General features: G+C 57.5%; 17 protein-coding genes and 7 tRNA genes. 22 read left to right on the forward strand and 2 right to left on the reverse strand.

What is annotated here, in order from left to right; translation table 11 throughout:
• The first annotated feature begins 62 nt into the window (after positions 1 to 62).
• The 15 genes from msrB (at position 63) to BUC36_RS16845 (ending at position 9,254) form a co-directional block, all read left to right on the forward strand.
• Entirely contained in the window at positions 63 to 470 is a 408-nt protein-coding gene (gene msrB / locus BUC36_RS16775; RefSeq protein ID WP_073277456.1) for a peptide-methionine (R)-S-oxide reductase MsrB, read from the forward strand.
• Positions 467 to 1,231 (forward strand): DUF1499 domain-containing protein, encoded by a 765-nt coding sequence (locus tag BUC36_RS16780; protein ID WP_073277339.1) that lies wholly within the window; start codon positions 467 to 469, stop codon positions 1,229 to 1,231. Before msrB ends, BUC36_RS16780 begins: the two co-directional genes overlap by 4 nt.
• Positions 1,232 to 1,417: 186 nt before the next feature.
• A tRNA-Glu gene (locus tag BUC36_RS16785) sits at positions 1,418 to 1,493 on the forward strand.
• Positions 1,494 to 1,495: 2 nt separating this feature from the next.
• Positions 1,496 to 1,571: transfer RNA gene (locus BUC36_RS16790), tRNA-Gly, on the forward strand.
• A gap of 220 nt (positions 1,572 to 1,791) precedes the next feature.
• A tRNA-Glu gene (locus tag BUC36_RS16795) sits at positions 1,792 to 1,867 on the forward strand.
• Between the two features lie 39 nt (positions 1,868 to 1,906).
• Positions 1,907 to 1,982 (forward strand) — tRNA-Gly (locus BUC36_RS16800).
• A gap of 139 nt (positions 1,983 to 2,121) precedes the next feature.
• Positions 2,122 to 2,197 (forward strand) — tRNA-Glu (locus BUC36_RS16805).
• A 39-nt stretch (positions 2,198 to 2,236) separates the two neighbouring features.
• Positions 2,237 to 2,312, forward strand: a tRNA-Gly gene (locus tag BUC36_RS16810).
• A 266-nt stretch (positions 2,313 to 2,578) separates the two neighbouring features.
• Positions 2,579 to 3,514, forward strand: a complete 936-nt coding sequence (locus BUC36_RS16815; protein ID WP_073277341.1) for an ABC transporter ATP-binding protein — start codon at positions 2,579 to 2,581, stop codon at positions 3,512 to 3,514.
• Positions 3,511 to 4,284: an ABC transporter permease gene (locus BUC36_RS16820; protein ID WP_073277343.1), complete on the forward strand. Its 774-nt coding sequence runs from the start codon at positions 3,511 to 3,513 to the stop codon at positions 4,282 to 4,284. The genes BUC36_RS16815 and BUC36_RS16820 overlap by 4 nt, the downstream gene beginning before the upstream one ends.
• 8 nt (positions 4,285 to 4,292) lie before the next feature.
• Positions 4,293 to 5,123, forward strand: coding sequence for an NADPH-dependent 7-cyano-7-deazaguanine reductase QueF (queF, locus tag BUC36_RS16825; RefSeq protein ID WP_073277345.1), 831 nt, complete (start codon positions 4,293 to 4,295; stop codon positions 5,121 to 5,123).
• A gap of 176 nt (positions 5,124 to 5,299) precedes the next feature.
• The gene (locus BUC36_RS16830; RefSeq protein WP_073277347.1) at positions 5,300 to 5,821 is read left to right on the forward strand and encodes an HdeD family acid-resistance protein; all 522 of its coding nucleotides are present in this window, start codon (positions 5,300 to 5,302) and stop codon (positions 5,819 to 5,821) included.
• Positions 5,822 to 5,876: 55 nt separating this feature from the next.
• On the forward strand, positions 5,877 to 7,364 hold the full coding sequence (locus tag BUC36_RS16835; protein WP_073277349.1) for an alpha/beta hydrolase: 1,488 nt from the start codon (positions 5,877 to 5,879) through the stop codon (positions 7,362 to 7,364).
• Between the two features lie 67 nt (positions 7,365 to 7,431).
• Positions 7,432 to 8,676 (forward strand): DcaP family trimeric outer membrane transporter, encoded by a 1,245-nt coding sequence (locus BUC36_RS16840; RefSeq protein WP_073277351.1) that lies wholly within the window; start codon positions 7,432 to 7,434, stop codon positions 8,674 to 8,676.
• Positions 8,677 to 8,690: 14 nt separating this feature from the next.
• On the forward strand, positions 8,691 to 9,254 hold the full coding sequence (locus tag BUC36_RS16845) for a hypothetical protein (protein ID WP_143187029.1): 564 nt from the start codon (positions 8,691 to 8,693) through the stop codon (positions 9,252 to 9,254).
• A gap of 29 nt (positions 9,255 to 9,283) precedes the next feature.
• Here BUC36_RS16845 and BUC36_RS16850 read toward each other — a convergent pair whose 3' ends face one another.
• Entirely contained in the window at positions 9,284 to 10,678 is a 1,395-nt protein-coding gene (locus tag BUC36_RS16850; protein WP_073277354.1) for an adenylate/guanylate cyclase domain-containing protein, read from the reverse strand.
• A 237-nt stretch (positions 10,679 to 10,915) separates the two neighbouring features.
• Here BUC36_RS16850 and BUC36_RS16855 point away from each other — a divergent pair, with 237 nt between their 5' ends.
• From BUC36_RS16855 to BUC36_RS19405, 4 genes are all read left to right on the forward strand, one after another.
• Entirely contained in the window at positions 10,916 to 11,482 is a 567-nt protein-coding gene (locus BUC36_RS16855) for a nitroreductase family protein (protein ID WP_073277356.1), read from the forward strand.
• A gap of 80 nt (positions 11,483 to 11,562) precedes the next feature.
• A tRNA-Ser gene (locus BUC36_RS16860) sits at positions 11,563 to 11,650 on the forward strand.
• Between the two features lie 1,168 nt (positions 11,651 to 12,818).
• Entirely contained in the window at positions 12,819 to 14,474 is a 1,656-nt protein-coding gene (locus tag BUC36_RS19110) for a phospholipase A2 family protein (protein ID WP_200797309.1), read from the forward strand.
• Positions 14,475 to 14,636: 162 nt separating this feature from the next.
• Positions 14,637 to 14,987, forward strand: coding sequence for an alginate export family protein (locus BUC36_RS19405; RefSeq protein ID WP_407661788.1), 351 nt, complete (start codon positions 14,637 to 14,639; stop codon positions 14,985 to 14,987).
• 87 nt (positions 14,988 to 15,074) lie between these two features.
• On the opposite strand, the gene BUC36_RS16875 is transcribed toward BUC36_RS19405, so the two are convergent.
• Positions 15,075 to 15,980, reverse strand: a complete 906-nt coding sequence (locus tag BUC36_RS16875; RefSeq protein ID WP_073277458.1) for a LysR family transcriptional regulator — start codon at positions 15,978 to 15,980, stop codon at positions 15,075 to 15,077.
• Between the two features lie 119 nt (positions 15,981 to 16,099).
• Between BUC36_RS16875 and BUC36_RS16880 the strand changes: the two genes are divergently transcribed.
• From BUC36_RS16880 to BUC36_RS16890, 3 genes are all read left to right on the forward strand, one after another.
• Positions 16,100 to 16,966, forward strand: coding sequence for a pirin family protein (locus BUC36_RS16880; protein ID WP_073277362.1), 867 nt, complete (start codon positions 16,100 to 16,102; stop codon positions 16,964 to 16,966).
• 47 nt (positions 16,967 to 17,013) lie between these two features.
• Positions 17,014 to 17,640, forward strand: coding sequence for an isochorismate family cysteine hydrolase YcaC (gene ycaC / locus BUC36_RS16885; protein WP_073277364.1), 627 nt, complete (start codon positions 17,014 to 17,016; stop codon positions 17,638 to 17,640).
• Between the two features lie 87 nt (positions 17,641 to 17,727).
• Positions 17,728 to 18,417 (forward strand): hydrolase, encoded by a 690-nt coding sequence (locus BUC36_RS16890; protein ID WP_073277366.1) that lies wholly within the window; start codon positions 17,728 to 17,730, stop codon positions 18,415 to 18,417.
• Positions 18,418 to 18,720: the final 303 nt, after the last annotated feature.

Here is an 18,720-nt window from a genome sequence, read left to right on the forward strand (position 1 = left end):
CTTAAGGTGCGACTTCGCTCGAGCGGCCGCTCTGGCAAAGGCAGTGATACAGGATGAAGAGTATGTCAAAAGAAAAAGACGATAACTACTGGCGCGACAAGCTGACTCCGGAAGAATTTCACGTTTGCCGCGAGTCGGGCACCGAGCGGCCGTTTACCGGCGAATACTGGGATGTGTTCGAGGACGGCGTCTACCGCTGTCGCTGCTGCGGTGAAGTGCTGTTTCACTCCGATTCGAAGTTTGAGGCCCACTGCGGCTGGCCCAGCTTCGACGCCGAGATGAATGAAGGCGTGGTGGCCAAGCGGCCAGACAACAGCCTGGGCATGCAGCGAATCGAGATAGTCTGTGCTAAATGCGACGCCCACCTCGGGCACGTTTTTCCCGATGGCCCGACGGAAACAGGATTGCGTTACTGTGTAAACTCCCTGTCAATCAAACTGGATACCGAGTCCGGGAAGGAGGGCAAGTGAGCAGGGCAGCGCGATATACCCATTGGAGCCGTTGGCTGGTGCGAGTGCAGTGGTTACTGCTGGCGGCCATATTCTGTGCCGGGCTGGCGCTGCGGCTGGAGCTGATGCACTTCCGGCCGGTCTTTCAGATCTTCAAATTCGCCGGCCTGGCCGCCCTCGGTGTGGCGCTGATCAGCATGCTGGTGTTTATCTGGGGGCTGGTGAAGAGGCATCCGCAGAGCCGCTACAACGCGCTCTGGGCAGTGATCCTGGGGCTGCTGCCGGTGGCCGTGCCCCTGTTGACGGTGGGCAAGAGCAATTTCGATGTGCCGCGGATTCACGATATCACCACCGACATGCAGAATCCGCCTGCTTACGAGGCGGTGCTGTCGCTGCGCGAAGCGGATGACAACAGCGCGGACTACGCCGGTGAAGAGGTGGCGAAGCTGCAGCGCGAGGCGGACATCTATGCGGATATCATGCCGCTGCAACTGAAATTGCCGGTCGCCAGGGCGACGGAGCTATCTGCGGCCGCGGCCGAGGACCTGGGCTGGCGTGTCGTGGCGCTGGAGCCAAAACGCGGTCACCTGGAGGCGGTTGACCGAACTCCACTGCTTGGTTTCAGCGATGACATAGTGGTACGGGTCACGGAAGAAAACGGCGGCTCGCGGGTGGATATCCGCTCCAGTTCCCGCGTTGGCCTGAGTGACCTGGGAGCGAACGCCAAGCGCATCCGCAGCTTCCTTAGCGAGGTTCAGGCCCGCGCAGCGGCGGAGGAGTAGGGCGCCGTCCCGAGTCTGCGCTCCGCAGACCCACGGATTCGGTAAGTGCCTGACTATAAAAGAAAAAAAACCAAGAAAAGATTTGACGCGGGTGTTGACAGCCCCCCGGGTGCTACATAGAATGCGCCCCACTTCTGAAGCGGAGCGGACCTTTAAGACGCCAAGCGAAGCAGAGGTAGTTCCGGGGTCCCCTTCGTCTAGAGGCCTAGGACACCGCCCTTTCACGGCGGTAACAGGGGTTCGACTCCCCTAGGGGACGCCACTGCGGGAATAGCTCAGTTGGTAGAGCGCAACCTTGCCAAGGTTGAGGTCGCCGGTTCGAACCCGGTTTCCCGCTCCATTTACCTACATTTTGTTAAAAACCTCCTTGTTTTTAACAAAATGTCGCAGCGAAAAAGCTGGCGCAAAATTTGATTTTGCTGGTTTTTCGCTGCTCGCGCCGGCACGCCGGCGGCGGTGCATCCATGCACCGCGTGAATGCCACTAAAAATTAAATTTTTAGTGGCGATGCCACCGACAGTGTGGCAGCATTCGATCCCCGGATCGAAAGCAAGTTTTCTGTCCCCATCGTCTAGAGGCCTAGGACACCGCCCTTTCACGGCGGTAACAGGGGTTCGACTCCCCTTGGGGATGCCAATACGGCCTGGCAGCACAGCTGCCGGGCCAAATGAAAGTGCGGGAATAGCTCAGTTGGTAGAGCGCAACCTTGCCAAGGTTGAGGTCGCCGGTTCGAACCCGGTTTCCCGCTCCAAATAAGAAAGCCGCTCAGTCGAGCGGCTTTTTTATCTGCTGATCCAGCCGAAAGGTTTGGAGTTCAGCGCCTCGGGGTAACCCGAGGCTGCGCCACGGCAGAGTGGCCGCGGCTGACCAATGGTCAGCGCAAGTTTTCTGTCCCCATCGTCTAGAGGCCTAGGACACCGCCCTTTCACGGCGGTAACAGGGGTTCGACTCCCCTTGGGGATGCCAATACGACCCGGCAGCAGTGCTGCCGGGTCTGTACAAAATGCGGGAATAGCTCAGTTGGTAGAGCGCAACCTTGCCAAGGTTGAGGTCGCCAGTTCGAACCTGGTTTCCCGCTCCAAATAAAAAAGCCGCTCAATCGAGCGGCTTTTTTATGCGTGCGATTTGCAGTGCCCTGACGGGCGAACACCCGGTTCGCCCGTACGAATGCGCTGCTGCCGCCAGTAGGAGCCTGCTTGCAGGCGAAAAAACCGCGCTCCGCAGTGTTCGCCTGCGAGCAGGCTCCTACGATACAGTTAGACCACCCAGGCTTTCCCGGAGACACCGCCCGGTTGAAATAAGTTGCCCAAGCGCGTTGAATAGCGCCCTCAGTTTCAGGAGGAAGTGATGACTGCGGCGCTCTCCATAAAAAATCTGCAGAAAACCTACGACAACGGCTTCCAGGCCCTGAAGGGCATCAGCTTCGATGTGCAGCCGGGGGATTTCTTCGCCTTGCTCGGCCCCAATGGCGCCGGCAAGTCCACCACCATTGGCATCATCTGTTCGCTGGTACGTAAAACCGGCGGCAATGTGTCCATCTTCGGTATCGATATCGACAAGGATTTCCCCGCGGCCAAGCAGATGCTCGGCGTGGTGCCGCAGGAGTTCAATTTCAGCCAGTTTGAAAAGGTCTACGATATCGTCTGCACACAGGGCGGCTTCTACGGCATGCCGCGCAAATTGGCGGAAGAGCGTACGGAAAAGTACCTGAAGCAGCTGGGACTGTGGGACAAACGCGATACACAGGCGCGCATGCTGTCCGGCGGTATGAAGCGCCGGCTGATGATCGCGCGCGCACTGATCCACGAACCGCAGCTGTTGATCCTCGACGAGCCGACCGCCGGCGTAGATATCGAGCTGCGCCGCTCCATGTGGACCTTTCTCGAGGAGATCAACCGGCAGGGCACCACGATCATTCTCACCACTCACTACCTCGAGGAAGCGGAGAGCCTGTGTCGCAATATCGCCATTATCGATAAGGGCGATATCGTCGAGAACACCTCGATCAAGTCGCTGCTGAAAACCCTGAATCGGGAGACCTTTATCCTCGATTCGAGCGAGGCCCTGAGCACGTGTCCGGACCTCGGCGGATACAGTGGCCGACTGATCGATGAACACTGTCTGGAGGTCACCGTCGAGAAAGGCCAGTCACTGACTGAACTGTTCGCGGCGCTGACGAAGCAGGGCGTTACCATTACCAGTATGCGCAACCGCGCGAATCGCCTGGAAGAGCTGTTTGTGTCGCTGCTCGCGGAAGACAGAAAAGGGGAGGGCGACCAGTGAACAGCATAACAATGTGGACTTCCTTCACGACGATACTGCGCCGCGAAGTGCGCCGCTTCACCCGCATCTGGCCGCAGACGCTGGTGCCGCCGGTGATTACCATGTCGCTGTACTTTGTCATTTTCGGTTCGCTGATCGGCAGCCGCATCGGCGAGATGGGCGGCTTCTCCTATATGGAGTTTGTGGTGCCCGGCCTGATCATGATGGCGGTGATCACCAACTCCTATTCCAATGTGGCCTCCTCTTTTTACAGCGCCAAGTTTCAGCGCAACGTCGAGGAGCTATTGGTATCGCCGACGCCCAACTGGGTGATCATGGCCGGCTACGTGCTGGGCGGCGTTGCGCGCGGATTGATAGTGGGCCTGGTGGTGACCCTGATCGCACTGTTCTTCACCGATCTGAGCGTGCAACACCTGTGGCTGACGGTCTCCATCGTGTTTCTGGCCGCGGTGCTTTTCTCGCTGGCCGGGTTTATCAATGCGATCTTCGCCAACAGTTTTGACGACATCTCCATTATTCCGACCTTTGTGCTGACGCCGCTGACCTATCTCGGCGGAGTCTTTTATTCCATCGAACTGCTGTCGCCTTTCTGGCAGGGACTGTCGAAACTGAACCCGGTTCTATATATGGTGAATGCCTTCCGCTACGGCGTGCTGGGAGTTTCGGATATCAACGTGGCCTGGGCCTTTGTTGGGGTACTGGTGTTTGTCGCGCTAATGTTTGCCTGGGGGCTGCACCTGATGACCCACGGCAAGCGCCTGCGACACTGAGAGCGATCATGACGAGAGAAGACTGGCAGAACCTGCCGCTGGGGCAGGAAACGCAATACGAATCCGCGTACAACCCCGCGCTGTTGCACCCGATTCAGCGCTCGATTTCGCGCGCGCACCTCGGGCTGGACGGCGAGGCGCTGCCGTTCTTCGGTGAAGATGAGTGGTGGGGCTTCGAACTTTCCTGGCTGAACCCGAAAGGCAAGCCGCAGGTGGCGGTGGCCCGTTTCGCCTTTCCGGCTACGAGCCCGCATATGGTGGAATCCAAGTCATTCAAGCTGTACCTGAATTCCTTCAACCAAACGGTGTTTCCGTCTTGGGATGCGGTAAGCGACGCCCTGGAAAAAGACCTGACCGCGGCCTCCGGCGCAGATATGTCCGTCACGCTGTTCGAGGTGGAGGACCCCGCGCTGGCCGTTGCTAAGCCCGAAGGCTATTGCCTGGATTTGCTGGACATCGATATCAAACATTACCAGCCGGATGCCGCATTGCTGGCATTGGACAGCGATGACAGACCTGTCAGCGAAATCCTGTACAGCCACCTGCTGCGCAGCAACTGCCCGGTAACCGGTCAGCCAGACTGGGCCACGGTGTCCGTGGAATACAAGGGGCCGGCGATCGAGCGCGAGTCGCTACTCGCCTATATTATTTCTTTTCGCGAGCACCAGGACTTCCACGAGCACTGTGTGGAGCGCATGTTTTGCGATCTGCAGCGGTTGGCGGAATTCGAGGAGCTGACCGTCTGCGCCCGTTACACGCGTCGCGGTGGCCTCGATATCAACCCGTTGCGCAGCACGCTGCAGAATAAAAAACTGCCGCCACGATTCGCGCGTCAATAAGTGTCTTTGTCTCATCGGTGAGGCGCTCTGAAAAGCGGGCGCCTGCACCCTTTCCGCAAGTTTCCCCTCTCTTGACCCCGATACGAGTCCGAATTCCTACATTTCGTCCCTGGACTGCGACGATGGTCTTTAATGATGAAGTCCCAATTGGGTTCTGATTTAACCGGGAGGTGCACATGAGAGATGCGGGTTTCGGCGGCAAATCGATGACGACGCTCGGTATCCTGACGATAGTCCTGGGTGCATTGGCGCTAATGGCGCCGGGCATTGCCGGCCTTTCCATCGCGATGGTGATCGGCGTACTGGTGCTGATTGCCGGTGTCCTCCGCCTGATCTGGGCGTTTCGCGCCGGGAGTATCGGCAAAGGTATAGTGGGAATTGTGCTTGGACTCCTGACGATCGTCGCAGCACTGATATTGCTGAGCCGCCCATTACTACTCAGCAGCACGCTTACCCTCCTACTGGCGATCTACTTCATTGTTGACGGCGCCGCAGAGATGCTCGCGGGATGGCGTGCCAAACCGGAGACAGGAAAAACCTGGCTGATATTGGGTGGCCTCGTGTCGATCCTGCTGGGCGTGATCTTGTGGACGCAGTTTCCCTTCTCTGGAAACTGGGCGCTGGGAATCCTGTTTGGGGTCAAGCTGATTTTTATCGGCATCATCATTGTCTCGGGAGCCAGGCCAGCGGGCGCTTAGTCCGTGACCTGATTTGCCCCGTCTCACTGCTGGTGCCTCGGGAGATCTGAGCCGGATGCTGCCAATACTCCCCGCCGCAATATGGGTCGGGCGGATTTTCCGCTTTATTGTTTATAGCGCCCTCGGCGCCCTCCTGACCCTGCTGGTCGTGTTCGCGCTCTATATTGAACGCCTGCCGGATCTTCAAATTTGGCACACGGCGGTGCTGGACGAGGAATACACCCAGGAATCGCCCGTCTCTACCTTCCCTGAATACCTGGCGCTGGAAGAGCGGCTGTTCGCACAGCTCGATGATCTCATCTACAAAAAGACCGGCGCCGCCGGGCCGAACAGCATCAATCGCTATCTGCGAGGCAGCCTGGCGGACCCGACGCGCTGGACACCGAACTGGAATCGAAGTTATCTGCTGGAGGCGCAGGATCCGCGCTCCCTGGTGTTGTTGTTGCACGGCCTGACCGATGCGCCCTACAGCTTGCGACACATGGGGCAACGCTTGCACGAATCGGGTGCCACGGTGCTGGGCTTGCGCGTGCCGGGTCACGGCACGGCGCCGTCCGGGCTGGTCACCGTGCGCTGGCAGGATATGGCTGCCGCGGTGCGCCTGGCCATGCAACACCTGGCGGATACGGGGAATGGCCGGCCTATTCATATCGTCGGCTACTCCAACGGCGCGGCCTTGGCCGTGCACTATGCGCTGGCGGCCATCGATGACCCGGAACTGCCACCGGTGCAGAGCTTGGTACTCATTTCCCCCGAAATAGGTATTTCGCCAGTCGCGGCGCTGGCGGCCTGGCAGGAGCGCCTGGGCCGCCTGTTGGGTATCGACAAGCTGATGTGGAACAGCATCCACACCCTCGAATATGAACCGTTTAAATACGGTTCCTTTGCGATCAATGCGGCTGCGTTGTCCCACAGTCTCACGCGGGAGATTCAGCGCCGCACCAGGGAGCTGGCTAATAAAAGGCGCTTGGGAGAAATGCCGCCGGTCCTGTCTTTTTCTTCGGTGGTCGACGCCACCGTCGAGGCGCCGGCGGTGGTGCGGGATCTGTTCAATCTGCTGCCGGCGGGAGGCCACGAGCTGGTGCTGTTTGATATCAATCGCCAGGCCAAGATCGAGCAGTTTTTGACGTGGAATCCCGATCGTATGATCGCGGCATTCCAGGGCGCAAAGCACAGATTCTTTGCGCTGACGGTGGTGACCAACACCGACGGCAATTCTTCCAGTGTCGTGGCTGCCCACTGGCCGCCGCAGCAGCGCACCGCCAGCAGAACGGCGCTGGGACTTTCGTGGCCAACTGGCATTTATTCCCTGTCCCACGTCGCGCTGCCTTTCGCCCCGGACGATACCGTATACGGTGGCTTTCCCTCCGGGCCCGGTCCCGGAATACGGCTCGGCAATCTCGCCTTGCGCGGCGAACGCGGTGCCCTCGCCATCAGCGCTTCGGCGCAGTTGCGCCTGCGCTGGAATCCCTTCTACCCGTGGCTGGAACAGCGCGCTATCGAGTTTATGGGGTTGAATACGCAATCTCGACCGTTGAACTAGGCTTACTGGCTGATTCTTTCACTTCACCCAACTTTCCGCGGCCGGGAAAAGGAGCAGGCTCAACGGCATGGTTTCGAACGCGCGACAGTTTGCTGCCATCGCCGTGCTCGCGTTTGCGTTACTGGCCGCAGCATTGCCCATATTCGCCAGTGAATCGAAGCGGGTGCCGCCTTACGAGGGGCTGGAGGAAACTATCGCCGGTGCGAAGGCCGACTGGCCCGGCTCCATACCACTGCCGGGAAGTGCTACCCGCATCAGGATCAGCGGTTTCGCCGAGCTGAATGTCATTCACGACACCGATGCGATTCTGACACCGGGCGATTTCGTCACGAGCGACATTGTCACGGCGGATGCGACGGCCGCCGAGGGCGCCGATGGCGAGACCAATTTCAGTGTGCAGGCCTCCCGCCTGGTGGTGGAAACGCGCACACTGCTGCACGGGCGGTTGCTGACGACTTATGTTTCCGTGGACTTTTTTGACGATTCCCGCGGCACTACGCCGGAATTGCGCCTGCGCAAGGCCTACGGCGAGCTGAGCAATATACTGTTCGGCGGTGATCTGCTGTTCGGCCAGGACTGGACAACCTATACCAATCTCCACGCGACGCCGAATACGCTGGACTTCGAAGGGCCGAACACGGTATTCGGTGTGCGCCATCCGATGGTGCGCTGGACGAAATACCTGTGTCCGGATCTGGCACTGAAAATCGCCGCCGAGGCCCCCGACAAGCGCGCTTTCGAAGGTGCCGATCCGGTATCGCGCTGGCCGGATGCCACGGTCGTTCTCAGCTCGCAGACCGACGACTTCAATTTGCAGGGCAGCGTGCTGGCGCGGGACCTGCGCGGCAGCGGCGAGCCCGATTCGACGGTTTCCGAATTCGGCTGGGCCGCCAGTTTTGCCGGCCGCGTGCATATGCCCGGAAACCTGAAACAGGATTTCGCAACTTTTTCCCTGACCGTCGGTGATGGTTTCGGCGGCGTTCTCAATGATGGTCCGCCCGACGCCAGCTACGACGTGGAAAATAATGCGCTGGAGGCAATAGAGACACAGGCCTGGTTCGTCGGCTACCAGCACTGGTGGAGCCCCAGGCTCTACAGCGTCATTTCCTATGGTGAAATCCGGCAGGACAATCTGGAGATCCAGTTGTCGGATGCCTTCAAGGAGACGCAGTACAGCAGCGCAAACCTGACCTGGACGCCGTTTCCGCAGTGGCTGCTCGGTATCGAATTCCTGTACGGCACACGGGAGGACAAGGATGGCGATAGCGGGTCAGATTTCCGTACCCTGATCACCAGTCGCTTTTCCTTTTAAAGATGGAGCGCGATGTGAACAGTCAATTCCGGCAATTGGTGGCCTGGCTGATTGTCAGCAGCTGCCTGTTGTTGACCGCCTGCACGAGCGCCAGCACTGTCATCACCCATAGCTGGCGCGATCCCGTGCGGCCCACCGTGGCCATCGGCAGAACCCTGGTGCTCGCGATACCTTTCAGCCCCCTGTCGGAAGTCGGCGTCCGCGCCGAAAACGCCTGGGTTACTCATCTCCGCCAGCGCGGTATCGATGCCCAGGCGTGGAGTCAGCTGGCGCCCGATCTGCCGGTGCCAGAAAAGCGCGACGTGGTCGCGACGGTCCGGGGAATGGGATTCGATACCTTATTGGTGGCGCGGGTGGTCGATCTTAAAAAAGTGGAGCGGGACACCGCCGCCTCCCAGGTCGCCGTGGTCGAGACTCTACTCTACGACGGTAATTCTGAGCAGATTGTGTGGTGGGCCGAATCGGATACCTATCTGATCAGCCACACCGGCGAGGAGATCCGCTATCCGCGGGACAGCGTGCTGCGGGAATATGTCGAGGTCGTCAGCCGCGAGATTTCCGCGGCCGGGCTGCTCTGAATTTTTGGACTCGGGCTGGTATAGCCCGGCTAGATAATGACTTTGCTTTTCAGTGTTGCCGCCGCCTTTTCCAGCGACTGCAACACCTTGTCTTTGTCATAGTTGCGGATCTTGTCGAGATCCAGGTGCATCGAAAAGCCTGGGGCGTGGTCCTCGAGGTAACCCTGTTGACCGCCGAGGTTTTTGCGCAGGTCGGTGACCTGGTAAACCTTGACCGGCGTGCTGAAGCCTTTGACGGTTACGTGGCCTTTGTCGCGGCACATGACGGTGTGCTTGATCAGGGCCCAGGTCTCGTGGCTGATCAGGATCTCGCCCGGCTGTGCGGCGCCCTCCAGGCGTGCGGCCAGGTTCACATGGGTGCCCATGACCGTATAGGACTGATAGTTGGCAGTGCCGAAAATACCGACGGTGCAGTAGCCGGTATTGATACCCATGCGCACCTGCAGTGGCCGGGAAATGCCCTTGTTGTACCACTCCTGCTTCATCTCCCGCGCCCGCTTGCGCATCGCCAGTGCCATAGCCACGCAGCGCAACGCATCGGACTTCGGGCCTTTGCTGTCATCATCGCCGAATACCACCATCACCGCGTCACCGATGAACTTGTCGATGGTGCCGCCGTATTGCCCGGCGATGCGCGCCATTTCTGACAGGTAGCTGTTGAGCAGTTGTGTCAACGTCTCGGCTTCCAGCTCCTCGGTCAGCTGGCTGAAATCCTTGATATCGGAGAAAAACACCGTAAGCAGCTTGCGCTCGGTGACCAGCTCGCCTTCGCGCCCGTTGGTCACCGCCCGCCACAACCGCTGGGGAAGGTATTTGGACAGTTTGTAGGTGCGCATCTTGCCTGTGTGCTGTTCGTTCATAAGCACACGGTTGGCGTCCTTCAGCTGGCTGAGTTGTTTGTGCGTATAAAAGGCGTGCGCGCAGAAATAGGTGAATACGCCGATAAGGCTCGCGGCGCTGATATGCAGGTCCGCGTTCACCACCAGGGCGGGCTCGTGAATCAGGTAGCCGGAGCCTACACCGAGCAGCAGGCCGGTATTGTGTTCAAACCAGCGGCGACCGCCGCCTTCGGTCAGTGCATTGAATTGCACCATGGTGACGAACAGCAATGACGGCAGCAAGCTGAAATTCGCCAGCGCGATGGCCACACCAATCAATATGGCGTCGGTGAAGGACAGCCAGCGGCGCACATTGCCGGCATTCTTGGCGTTGGCGCCGCGACTGATCTGGAAGGCGACAACGGTATAGACGAGCAGGAGGGCGGCGACGCCGAGAGTCAGCACCTTGTCCAGCTGCCAGGGCGAAGACCAATGGATGGTGTTCACCAGGGTGCCGGCCGCGGCAAAGCAAATCAGAGTGCGAAAATAGAGCGGGTAACGGGGATCGATATTCCGCCCAGTGTTCTCCCCAAGCTGGTCCTGCATTTGTGGTTATCTTTGTCTGGTTGAGCAGAAAATAAGCAATGTGCGAGGCGGCAATCCAGCGGGTTCTGGCCCGGTCTTATTTACTATCGCGATGCCGCCGCAGATGGGACGGAAGTGTACTCCTACAGAGAGAATAATGCGAAATATCTGTGAAACGGCGCAAATTCTGTGACGTACGTGGGCCCATTTGCGCGGTTGCGCTAGAATCCCCCGATCGATTTTTGACTGGAGACAGCGATGGATGCCCTGACGGCCCTGCACAACCGAGTTTCAACCGGTGTTCTGACCGAACCGGCCCCCAGTGAACAGCAGCGGCAGAACATCTTTCGCGCGGCCCTGCGCGCAGCCGACCACGGCTGCCTGCGCCCCTGGCGCTTCCTGTTGGTCGAGGGAGAGGCGCGCAACCGCCTCGGTGAAATCCTGCTGCGTGCGGCGGAGCAGGCCGAAGACGGCCCCCTGAGCGACGCCCAGCGGGAGCGCACCCTCGCCATGCCCCTGCGCGCCCCACTGATCATCGTCGCGATCACCCGCCTGCAGGACCACCCGAAGGTGCCGCGTCTGGAGCAGCATATGTCCACCGCCGGCGCCGTCCAGGCCATGTTGACCGCAGCTTATGCCGAGGGGGTAGGGGCCTACTGGCGCACCGGCGCCCTGGCATACAGCCCCGTGGTGGCCGAAGGGCTGGGCCTGGCCAAAAACGAGCGTATCGACGGCTTCATCTATTGCGGTACCCCCCAGAAACCCCCACGCCAGGCCCCGGATCTCGCCGTGGCGGACTATTTCGCCCAATGGAGTGGTCAATAAGGGTTGCACTGGAGCCTCCGTTTCTGTAAAGTGCGCGCTCGCTGAACGGGGCTATGTCCCTGATTTAGCTGACAATTTGCGGTGAGGTGTCCGAGTGGTCGAAGGAGCACGCCTGGAAAGTGTGTATGTCGAAAGGCATCGAGGGTTCGAATCCCTCCCTCACCGCCACTAAACGAAAAAGCCCGGCTACAAGCCGGGCTTTTTCGTTTAGCGACGGCGAGGGTCGGTGAGAACCCTCGCGGTTCGACCAACTCGCGAAGGCGAGTTGGGACCGAGGCGCGCCAGCGCCGAGCCCGCAGGGGCAAAACACGCCCTAGCGTGTTTTGAGTCAATCCCTCCGGAGCTTGAGTCCGATCTGCGTTCCGAAGAACCCCCGTTCGAGCCGGAGACCAGCGAGCGTAGCGAAGCTAATCCCTTGGTGGGGCTCGTGCGAGCGACGACGAGATCCTGAAAGCCCGGCTATATGCCGGGCTTTTTCGTTTAGTGGCGATGCGGGCGGGTGAGAACCCTCGCGGGTTCGACCAACTCGCGAAGGCGAGTTGGGACCGAGGCGCAATAGCGCCGAGCCCGCAGGGTCAAAACACGCCCTAGCGTGTTTTGAGTCAATCCCTCCGGAGCTTGAGTCCGATCTGCGTTCCAAAGAACCCCCGTTTGAGCCGGAGGCGCGTAGCGCCGGAGACCAGCGAGCGTAGCGAAGCTAATCCCTTCGTGTGGCTTGTACTAACGATGACGAGATCCTGAAAGCCCGGCTATATGCCGGGCTTTTTCGTTTAGCGACGACGAGGGTCGATGAGCCTCCCCCCGTTCGAGCCGGAGGCGTGCAGCCCTGGAGACAAGTGAGCGAAGCTATTCCCTCCTTAATTACTGGCGGCAATGATGCTGTAAATCACTGAGCTTCCCGGTTATTGGCCAGCAACTGAGTCGACCGGGCCTTGTGCGCGCTTTACTTCCTAGCCCTTCACCCTGCGGCACATCTTACGCCTCTTCATCTGCTGATTTCTTTGGTTGCGCACTATTCCACTCTCTAGTTCGACGCCAGCTGATTATCGTTCTGAGTCGGTACCGTCATTTTTGACTGCTGGTGGCGGTCGGGTTTCTGAATTTACGCAAAGAAAACCACAAAGCAGCACCCGTCACCGGAACAGCTGCGTCTCGAAACGCCAAACGGCATGGTAACCGTCGTCGAAATTCAAAAAAAGGCGTTGGAATTTTTTCGAAAATTGGTGACGGACAAACTCACTAATGATCCACTTTTTAGAATTTATATGCTCGATAAATGAGCGTTACTGGTCTTTAGTTCTACTGTTTATCTAGATAAGTAGATCGAGGTTTGAAAATGGCAAAAGTAAAAAAGAAGTCAGCGCCTTCAATCGAAATGGTTCGACGCTATCTTGATGCCCATCGCGATCGGTGGCTGCAGGATCCCAATATCACTTCCATCGGTATTGGCTACAAGAAATATGGAGAAACGAATGAACCGTCAAATGATCTCTGCATTCAGTTCACAGTCAAAAAAAAGGGCGATCCCGGACTTTTGCAGGCGGAAGGTATCGCCACTCATCCGATTACGCCCGAGTGCACGTTAGAAGATGGCAGTGCCGTACCAACAGATATTCTGGAGCGTGAATACAAGCCGTCGTGGCAGATTATTGAGCGCTTTGACCGTGCCTTCGTGCCAGAGGACGTTCCTGACTATCTAATTCGTCGTAAGCGTAATGACGTGTTATCACCAGGAATCAGTGTATCTAACTACAGAGAGTCAGCAGGAACACTCGGGACTGTTGTCTACGATAACGACACCGGCGATCCGATGATTCTTTCTAATTGGCACGTCCTGCAAGGAGATGACGGTGAAATAGGCGATGCTATTTTACAGCCGGGACCATACGACGGTGGAAGAATGGCACAGGATCAAGTTGGTTCATTAGTACGAAGTCATGTAGGCCGTGATGGAGATTGTGCTGTCTGTACGATTGAAGACCGAGAATATGACGAGACTATTTTGGGCATGGACTTGCATGCAGAGCAAGTTGCCGATCCAGAACTCGGCGACAAAGTCTGGAAATCCGGTCGTACAACTGGTGTCACCCACGGGATTATCAGTCGTGTCGACGTTGTCACGAAACTATATTACGGAATCAATACTGGCATCAGAGAGATTTATAGTTTCGAGGTTGAGCCGGATCCAGATTATCCCGCGGATCGTGGCGAAATTAGTATGGGGGGCGACTCAGGGTCACTTTGGATGGCAAAGACCGAAGATGAAGAACGCGGTATTGCGATTGGCCTTCACTTCGCTGGCGAGACCAATCCAAGCCCTGCCGCTGAGCATGCTGTAGCCTGTTACATACGTAAGGTTTTAGACAAACTTAACGTCTCTCTTATTGATCCGCTTGAGGAGACCTTTACCGAGGAAGAGCTTATCTTGTCTCTCGCCACCGAGGTCGACAAGCTCCGCGATGATGTCATGGCCCTGGAAGAATATGCTTTCGAAAATATGAAACAGGGAATTCAAACTCCTGCAGTTGGAAAAGGTGAATGCTCCTGCGGTAGTTTCCCCAATGCAGTTGCAGGAGAAGCGATAGTCGAGCCAGAGGGTGTGAAGGTGTACGGCAACTGGTGTGGTCCGGGCCACTCCGGCGGTACGCCAGTGGATGCAGTCGACAGGGTTTGTATGAAGCACGACAGGTGCTATTCGAAGAAAGGCTACTTGAATTGCGATTGCGATAGAGAATTAGTGCGCGGGATGGCAAAAGCGGTGTTATCTCGCGGCGTTTCTGCCGCCGGTCGTATCGCCGGTACAGCGGCCGCAACGTATTTTAGTGCCGCTCCCTGTGTGAGCTACACGCGGATCGCGGGGAAATACATACCTGTAGGCGGTGGCACTTCTCGTGTCCACGTGGGTGATATTGTTAATGGAGGTAGAAGCGCATATAGGTTTGTAAAGCGCAAGGGGAGAAAACTGGTGAAGAAAATAAGAAACTTATTCTAACCTTTATCACATGGCCTTTTCCTGGATGTCTGCAAAGGAAAAGGCCACTCCCAAAGCGGGAGAAATCTTTATCAGTGGCGCTGCCATAATCTAGGATGAATTATTTGGTCTGAGCTAATCCACCTCAGAGACAGGCTGTCGGTGGCGTGATGTACGCTGAATCTGCTATTTCCACGCGGGAACTACTTTTCTGAGGCAGCCGTATTGGGGCCGAGGAATTTTTATAATTTTCATACGTTTGTCGACTTGCAGTTGAAAGACCGATGGGTATTCACCGCAGACATCAATCTCTTTTGGCGACTGGAGATGGAAGACGGCGTATACGGTCCCAGCGGCCAGATTATCCGCTTTCCGGAGGGCAGCAGTGCGCACGAAGTAAGCCAAGCACTTTCTCTAACTTCCAGATACACAATCGCCCGCAATTTGGTTTCTACCGCCATCTATACACACCTGCGACCCGGTCGATTCTTACGCGAAACGGGGCCCTCTGAAGAGATAGATTTGCGAGACTGACATTGCAGTATCGTTTTTAGGGTGAACTTGAGGCAGGAGACCGGCAACTACAAAGAGCTCCTGCAAATTTCTGATCGTAACTACTAGTCAGTCCTGCTCCAGTGCCACAAAGCGGTCTGCAAGATAGTCGATCAGTGCTCGCACCGACGGAAGTAACCCGCGTCGAGTGGGAAATACCGCGTGGATGATCTCGCGGCGGGGACTCCATTCTGGCAGCACTTTCACCAAGGCTCCGTCAGACAATTCATCAAGCACCATCATGACGGGGAATTGGCACACTCCAACACCAGCAACGGCAGCCCGCCGCAGAGCTGTCATATCGGATGTGGTGTAGCGCGGTGAGTGCTCGACCCGCTCAGTCCTGCCATCTTCGGTAAAGAGTTCCCAAGTGTAGTGCTGTAGGGCTCCCCCCAGTGCCAGGCTGGGCCAGGCTTCGAGATCATGTGGTGTTGTCGGTTGGCCCATTTGAGCGAGCAGAGCCGGACTTGCGGCCAGGCATTGGCCTCGATCACTGAGAACACGCATAACCAAACCACTGTCTTCCAGCGGTGGTGGCCGGACGCGAATCGCGATGTCGATCGCTTCCTCCAGTGGGTCGACCCGGCGATTGGTCGCTTCCAAATGGAGATTGACACGCGGGTACATCGCCAGGAACTCCGCCAGCATTTCTCCCACAAGACTGTGCAATAGCGCCACCGGACAGCTCACCCGCAGCAATCCCTGAGGCTCGGCACGGGTCATTTCAATCGCCTCCTGGGCCGCCTCAGCTTCAATCAACATCGCTTTGCAGTGTTCGTAATAGGTTTGGCCTATGTCGGTCACGGCGAAATGGCGTGTTGAGCGCTGTATCAGGCGCACTCCCAGCCGTTCCTCAAGGCCTGCCAGCCTTCGACTCAGTTTTGACTTTGGGGTCACCAAGGCCCGACTGGCTGCCGTAATGCCGCCGTGTTCGACGATCTGCACGAAGAAGTAGAGGTCGTTGAGATCCTGCATATCAATCCCGCTGTTCACAAAATGGAACGCTGAGGCCCAATTTTGCCATCTACACGACTCTTTGTCCTGCGCATATCCTTTACGGCAACTAGAAGGGGGGTTCCCCGAGGAGGACACTCATGAAAAAGGTTACATCCATTCTGCGCGCACCCGCGCCTCATTGGGTGGGCGACGGCTTCCCGGTGCGGTCGCTTTTTTCCTACCAGAGCCACGGTCGGCAGCTGAGCCCGTTTCTGCTGCTGGACTACGCGGGGCCGACGCATTTTGAACCTGCATCGCGACCACGCGGCGTCGGGCGACACCCGCACCGGGGCTTCGAAACCGTGACTATTGCCTATCGTGGAGAAGTAGCCCATCGCGATTCCACCGGTCAGGGCGGCGTGATTGGTCCCGGTGACGTGCAATGGATGACCGCAGGTGCCGGCATCCTGCATGAAGAGTTTCACTCTGAAGCCTTCACCCGCGCCGGTGGAACCCTCGAAATGGTGCAGCTGTGGGTGAACCTGCCGTCACGACACAAGATGACTGCGCCAGGCTATCAGCATATCGCCGCCGGTGACATTCCCGAGGTGGCCCTGAATGACGGCGCTGGCACGGTGCGCGTGATCGCAGGGGACTATGCCGGCCATGAAGGTCCGGCGCGCACCTTTACCCCGATGCACGTTTGGGACCTGCGCTTACTAGAGGGTGGTAGGACGCGGATGTCGGTACCTGAAGGCTGGAATACCGCACTCGTGGTGCTGGACGGATCCATCCAAGTGAACGGAAACACGCGAGCTGCGAATGCGCAATTGGTAGCCCTGGACACGGCTGGCACGGAGTTCGAAATCGAGAGCAGCACTGACGCGATGGTGCTTCTTCTTTCGGGGCAGCCGATTGACGAACCCATCGTCGGCTACGGTCCTTTCGTGATGAACAGCGAGGCCGAGATAGCCCAGGCGATGGAAGACTTTAATCGCGGCCGCTTCGAGCCTAAGGCCGGCTGATTTTTCCCTAAGACTCACAACATTTTGTCAACCATGAGGAAACAATGATGAGCAAACCCTATGTAAAACTCGACAAAGACAACGTCGCCGTCTTGCTGGTGGATCACCAGGCCGGCCTGATGTCACTGGTTCGCGACATAGATCCGGACAAGTTCAAGAACAATGTGCTGGCACTGGCGGACTTGGCTGAGTACTTCAAGCTGCCCACTGTTCTGACCACAAGCTTCGAGGATGGCCCGAATGGCCCGCTGGTGCCGGAGCTGAAGGAGAAGTTTCCGGATGCGCCTTTTATCGCCCGCCCCGGCCAGATTAATGCCTGGGATAACGAGGATTTCGTTAAGGCGGTGAAAGCCACTGGCAAGAAGCAACTGTTGATCGCCGGTATTGTTACGGAAGTCTGCGTTGCGTTTCCGGCACTGTCTGCCATTGAAGAGGGTTTCGATGTATTCGTGGTGACGGATGCCTCTGGCACCTTTAATGAGATCACGCGTCACTCGGCCTGGAGCCGCATGACGGAATCTGGCGCGCAACTGATGACTTGGTTTGGCGTCGCATGTGAACTCCACCGCGACTGGCGTAATGATGTGGAAGGGCTGGGAACTCTGTTCAGCAACCATATCCCCGACTACCGCAACCTCATTAGCAGTTACACCGAGCAAACTTCCGGTAAATAACTGGTAACGGCGGCGCCTTAGCGCGCCGCTTCCATCGATACTTAATTCAACTCGAACTACTGTCCCTAGACATCAGGAGTAGCAACAATGAGCTTCCCCAACACAATTGCAAACTTCGATGGCGCCCGCCCGGTGATAGATCCGGATGACGCGGCAATGCTACTGATCGACCACCAGAGTGGGCTGTTTCAGACAGTGCAGGATATGCCGATGACGACACTGCGAGCACATGCTGCCGTGTTGGCCAAGATAGCCTCACTGGCGAAGATTCCGGTGATTACAACCGCATCGGTGCCACAGGGACCCAACGGACCACTGATTCCAGAGATCCACGACAACGCACCGCATGCCAAGTACGTGGCACGGAAGGGCGAGATCAATGCCTGGGATAATCCGGATTTCGTCTCGGCAGTAAAGGAAACCGGGCGTAAGACCCTCATTATCGCGGGTACCATTACCAGCGTGTGCATGGCCTTTCCTGCGATTAGTGCAGTGAATGAAGGATACAAAGTGTTTGCCGTGGTGGACGCCTCGGGTACTTACTCTAAGATGGCCCAAGAGATCACGCTGGCACGTGTCATGCAGGCGGGTGTAGTTCCGATTGATACCGGCGCGGTCGCATCGGAGCTTCAGAAGACCTGGAACCGCGATGATGCCCAAGAATGGGCGGCGGTGTACACACAGATTTTCCCGCATTATCAACTGTTGATTGAGAGCTATTCCAAGGCTCAGGAAGTTGTCACGAACAACGAACAGCTGGACTCTCAACGCCAATAAATATTGGTGGCAATGCACTGGGTCGCCGCTGTCCGTCGAATCGAATATCGGATGTAGCGGCGACCATTCAAGTGATGCCTTTATCCATTCCTTTGAACATCAATAAATTCACCGGTATCGTTCAATAAATCGCCGAGTAATTCCCTGGAACTTTTGTCTAGCAGCTGTCCATTTTTGTCGATGGCATTCGAAACGCGCGACAGCATGAAGCGGTGGTTAATAAATCGCGTGGCGCCTAGAGTTCGCAGGACAGGAAGCCAGGCGATAAGCGCAACCATCGGGCGCCAGAACATCGGGCAGCGG

The sequence above is a fragment of the Microbulbifer donghaiensis genome (assembly GCF_900129095.1).
GTDB lineage: Bacteria > Pseudomonadota > Gammaproteobacteria > Pseudomonadales > Cellvibrionaceae > Microbulbifer > Microbulbifer donghaiensis.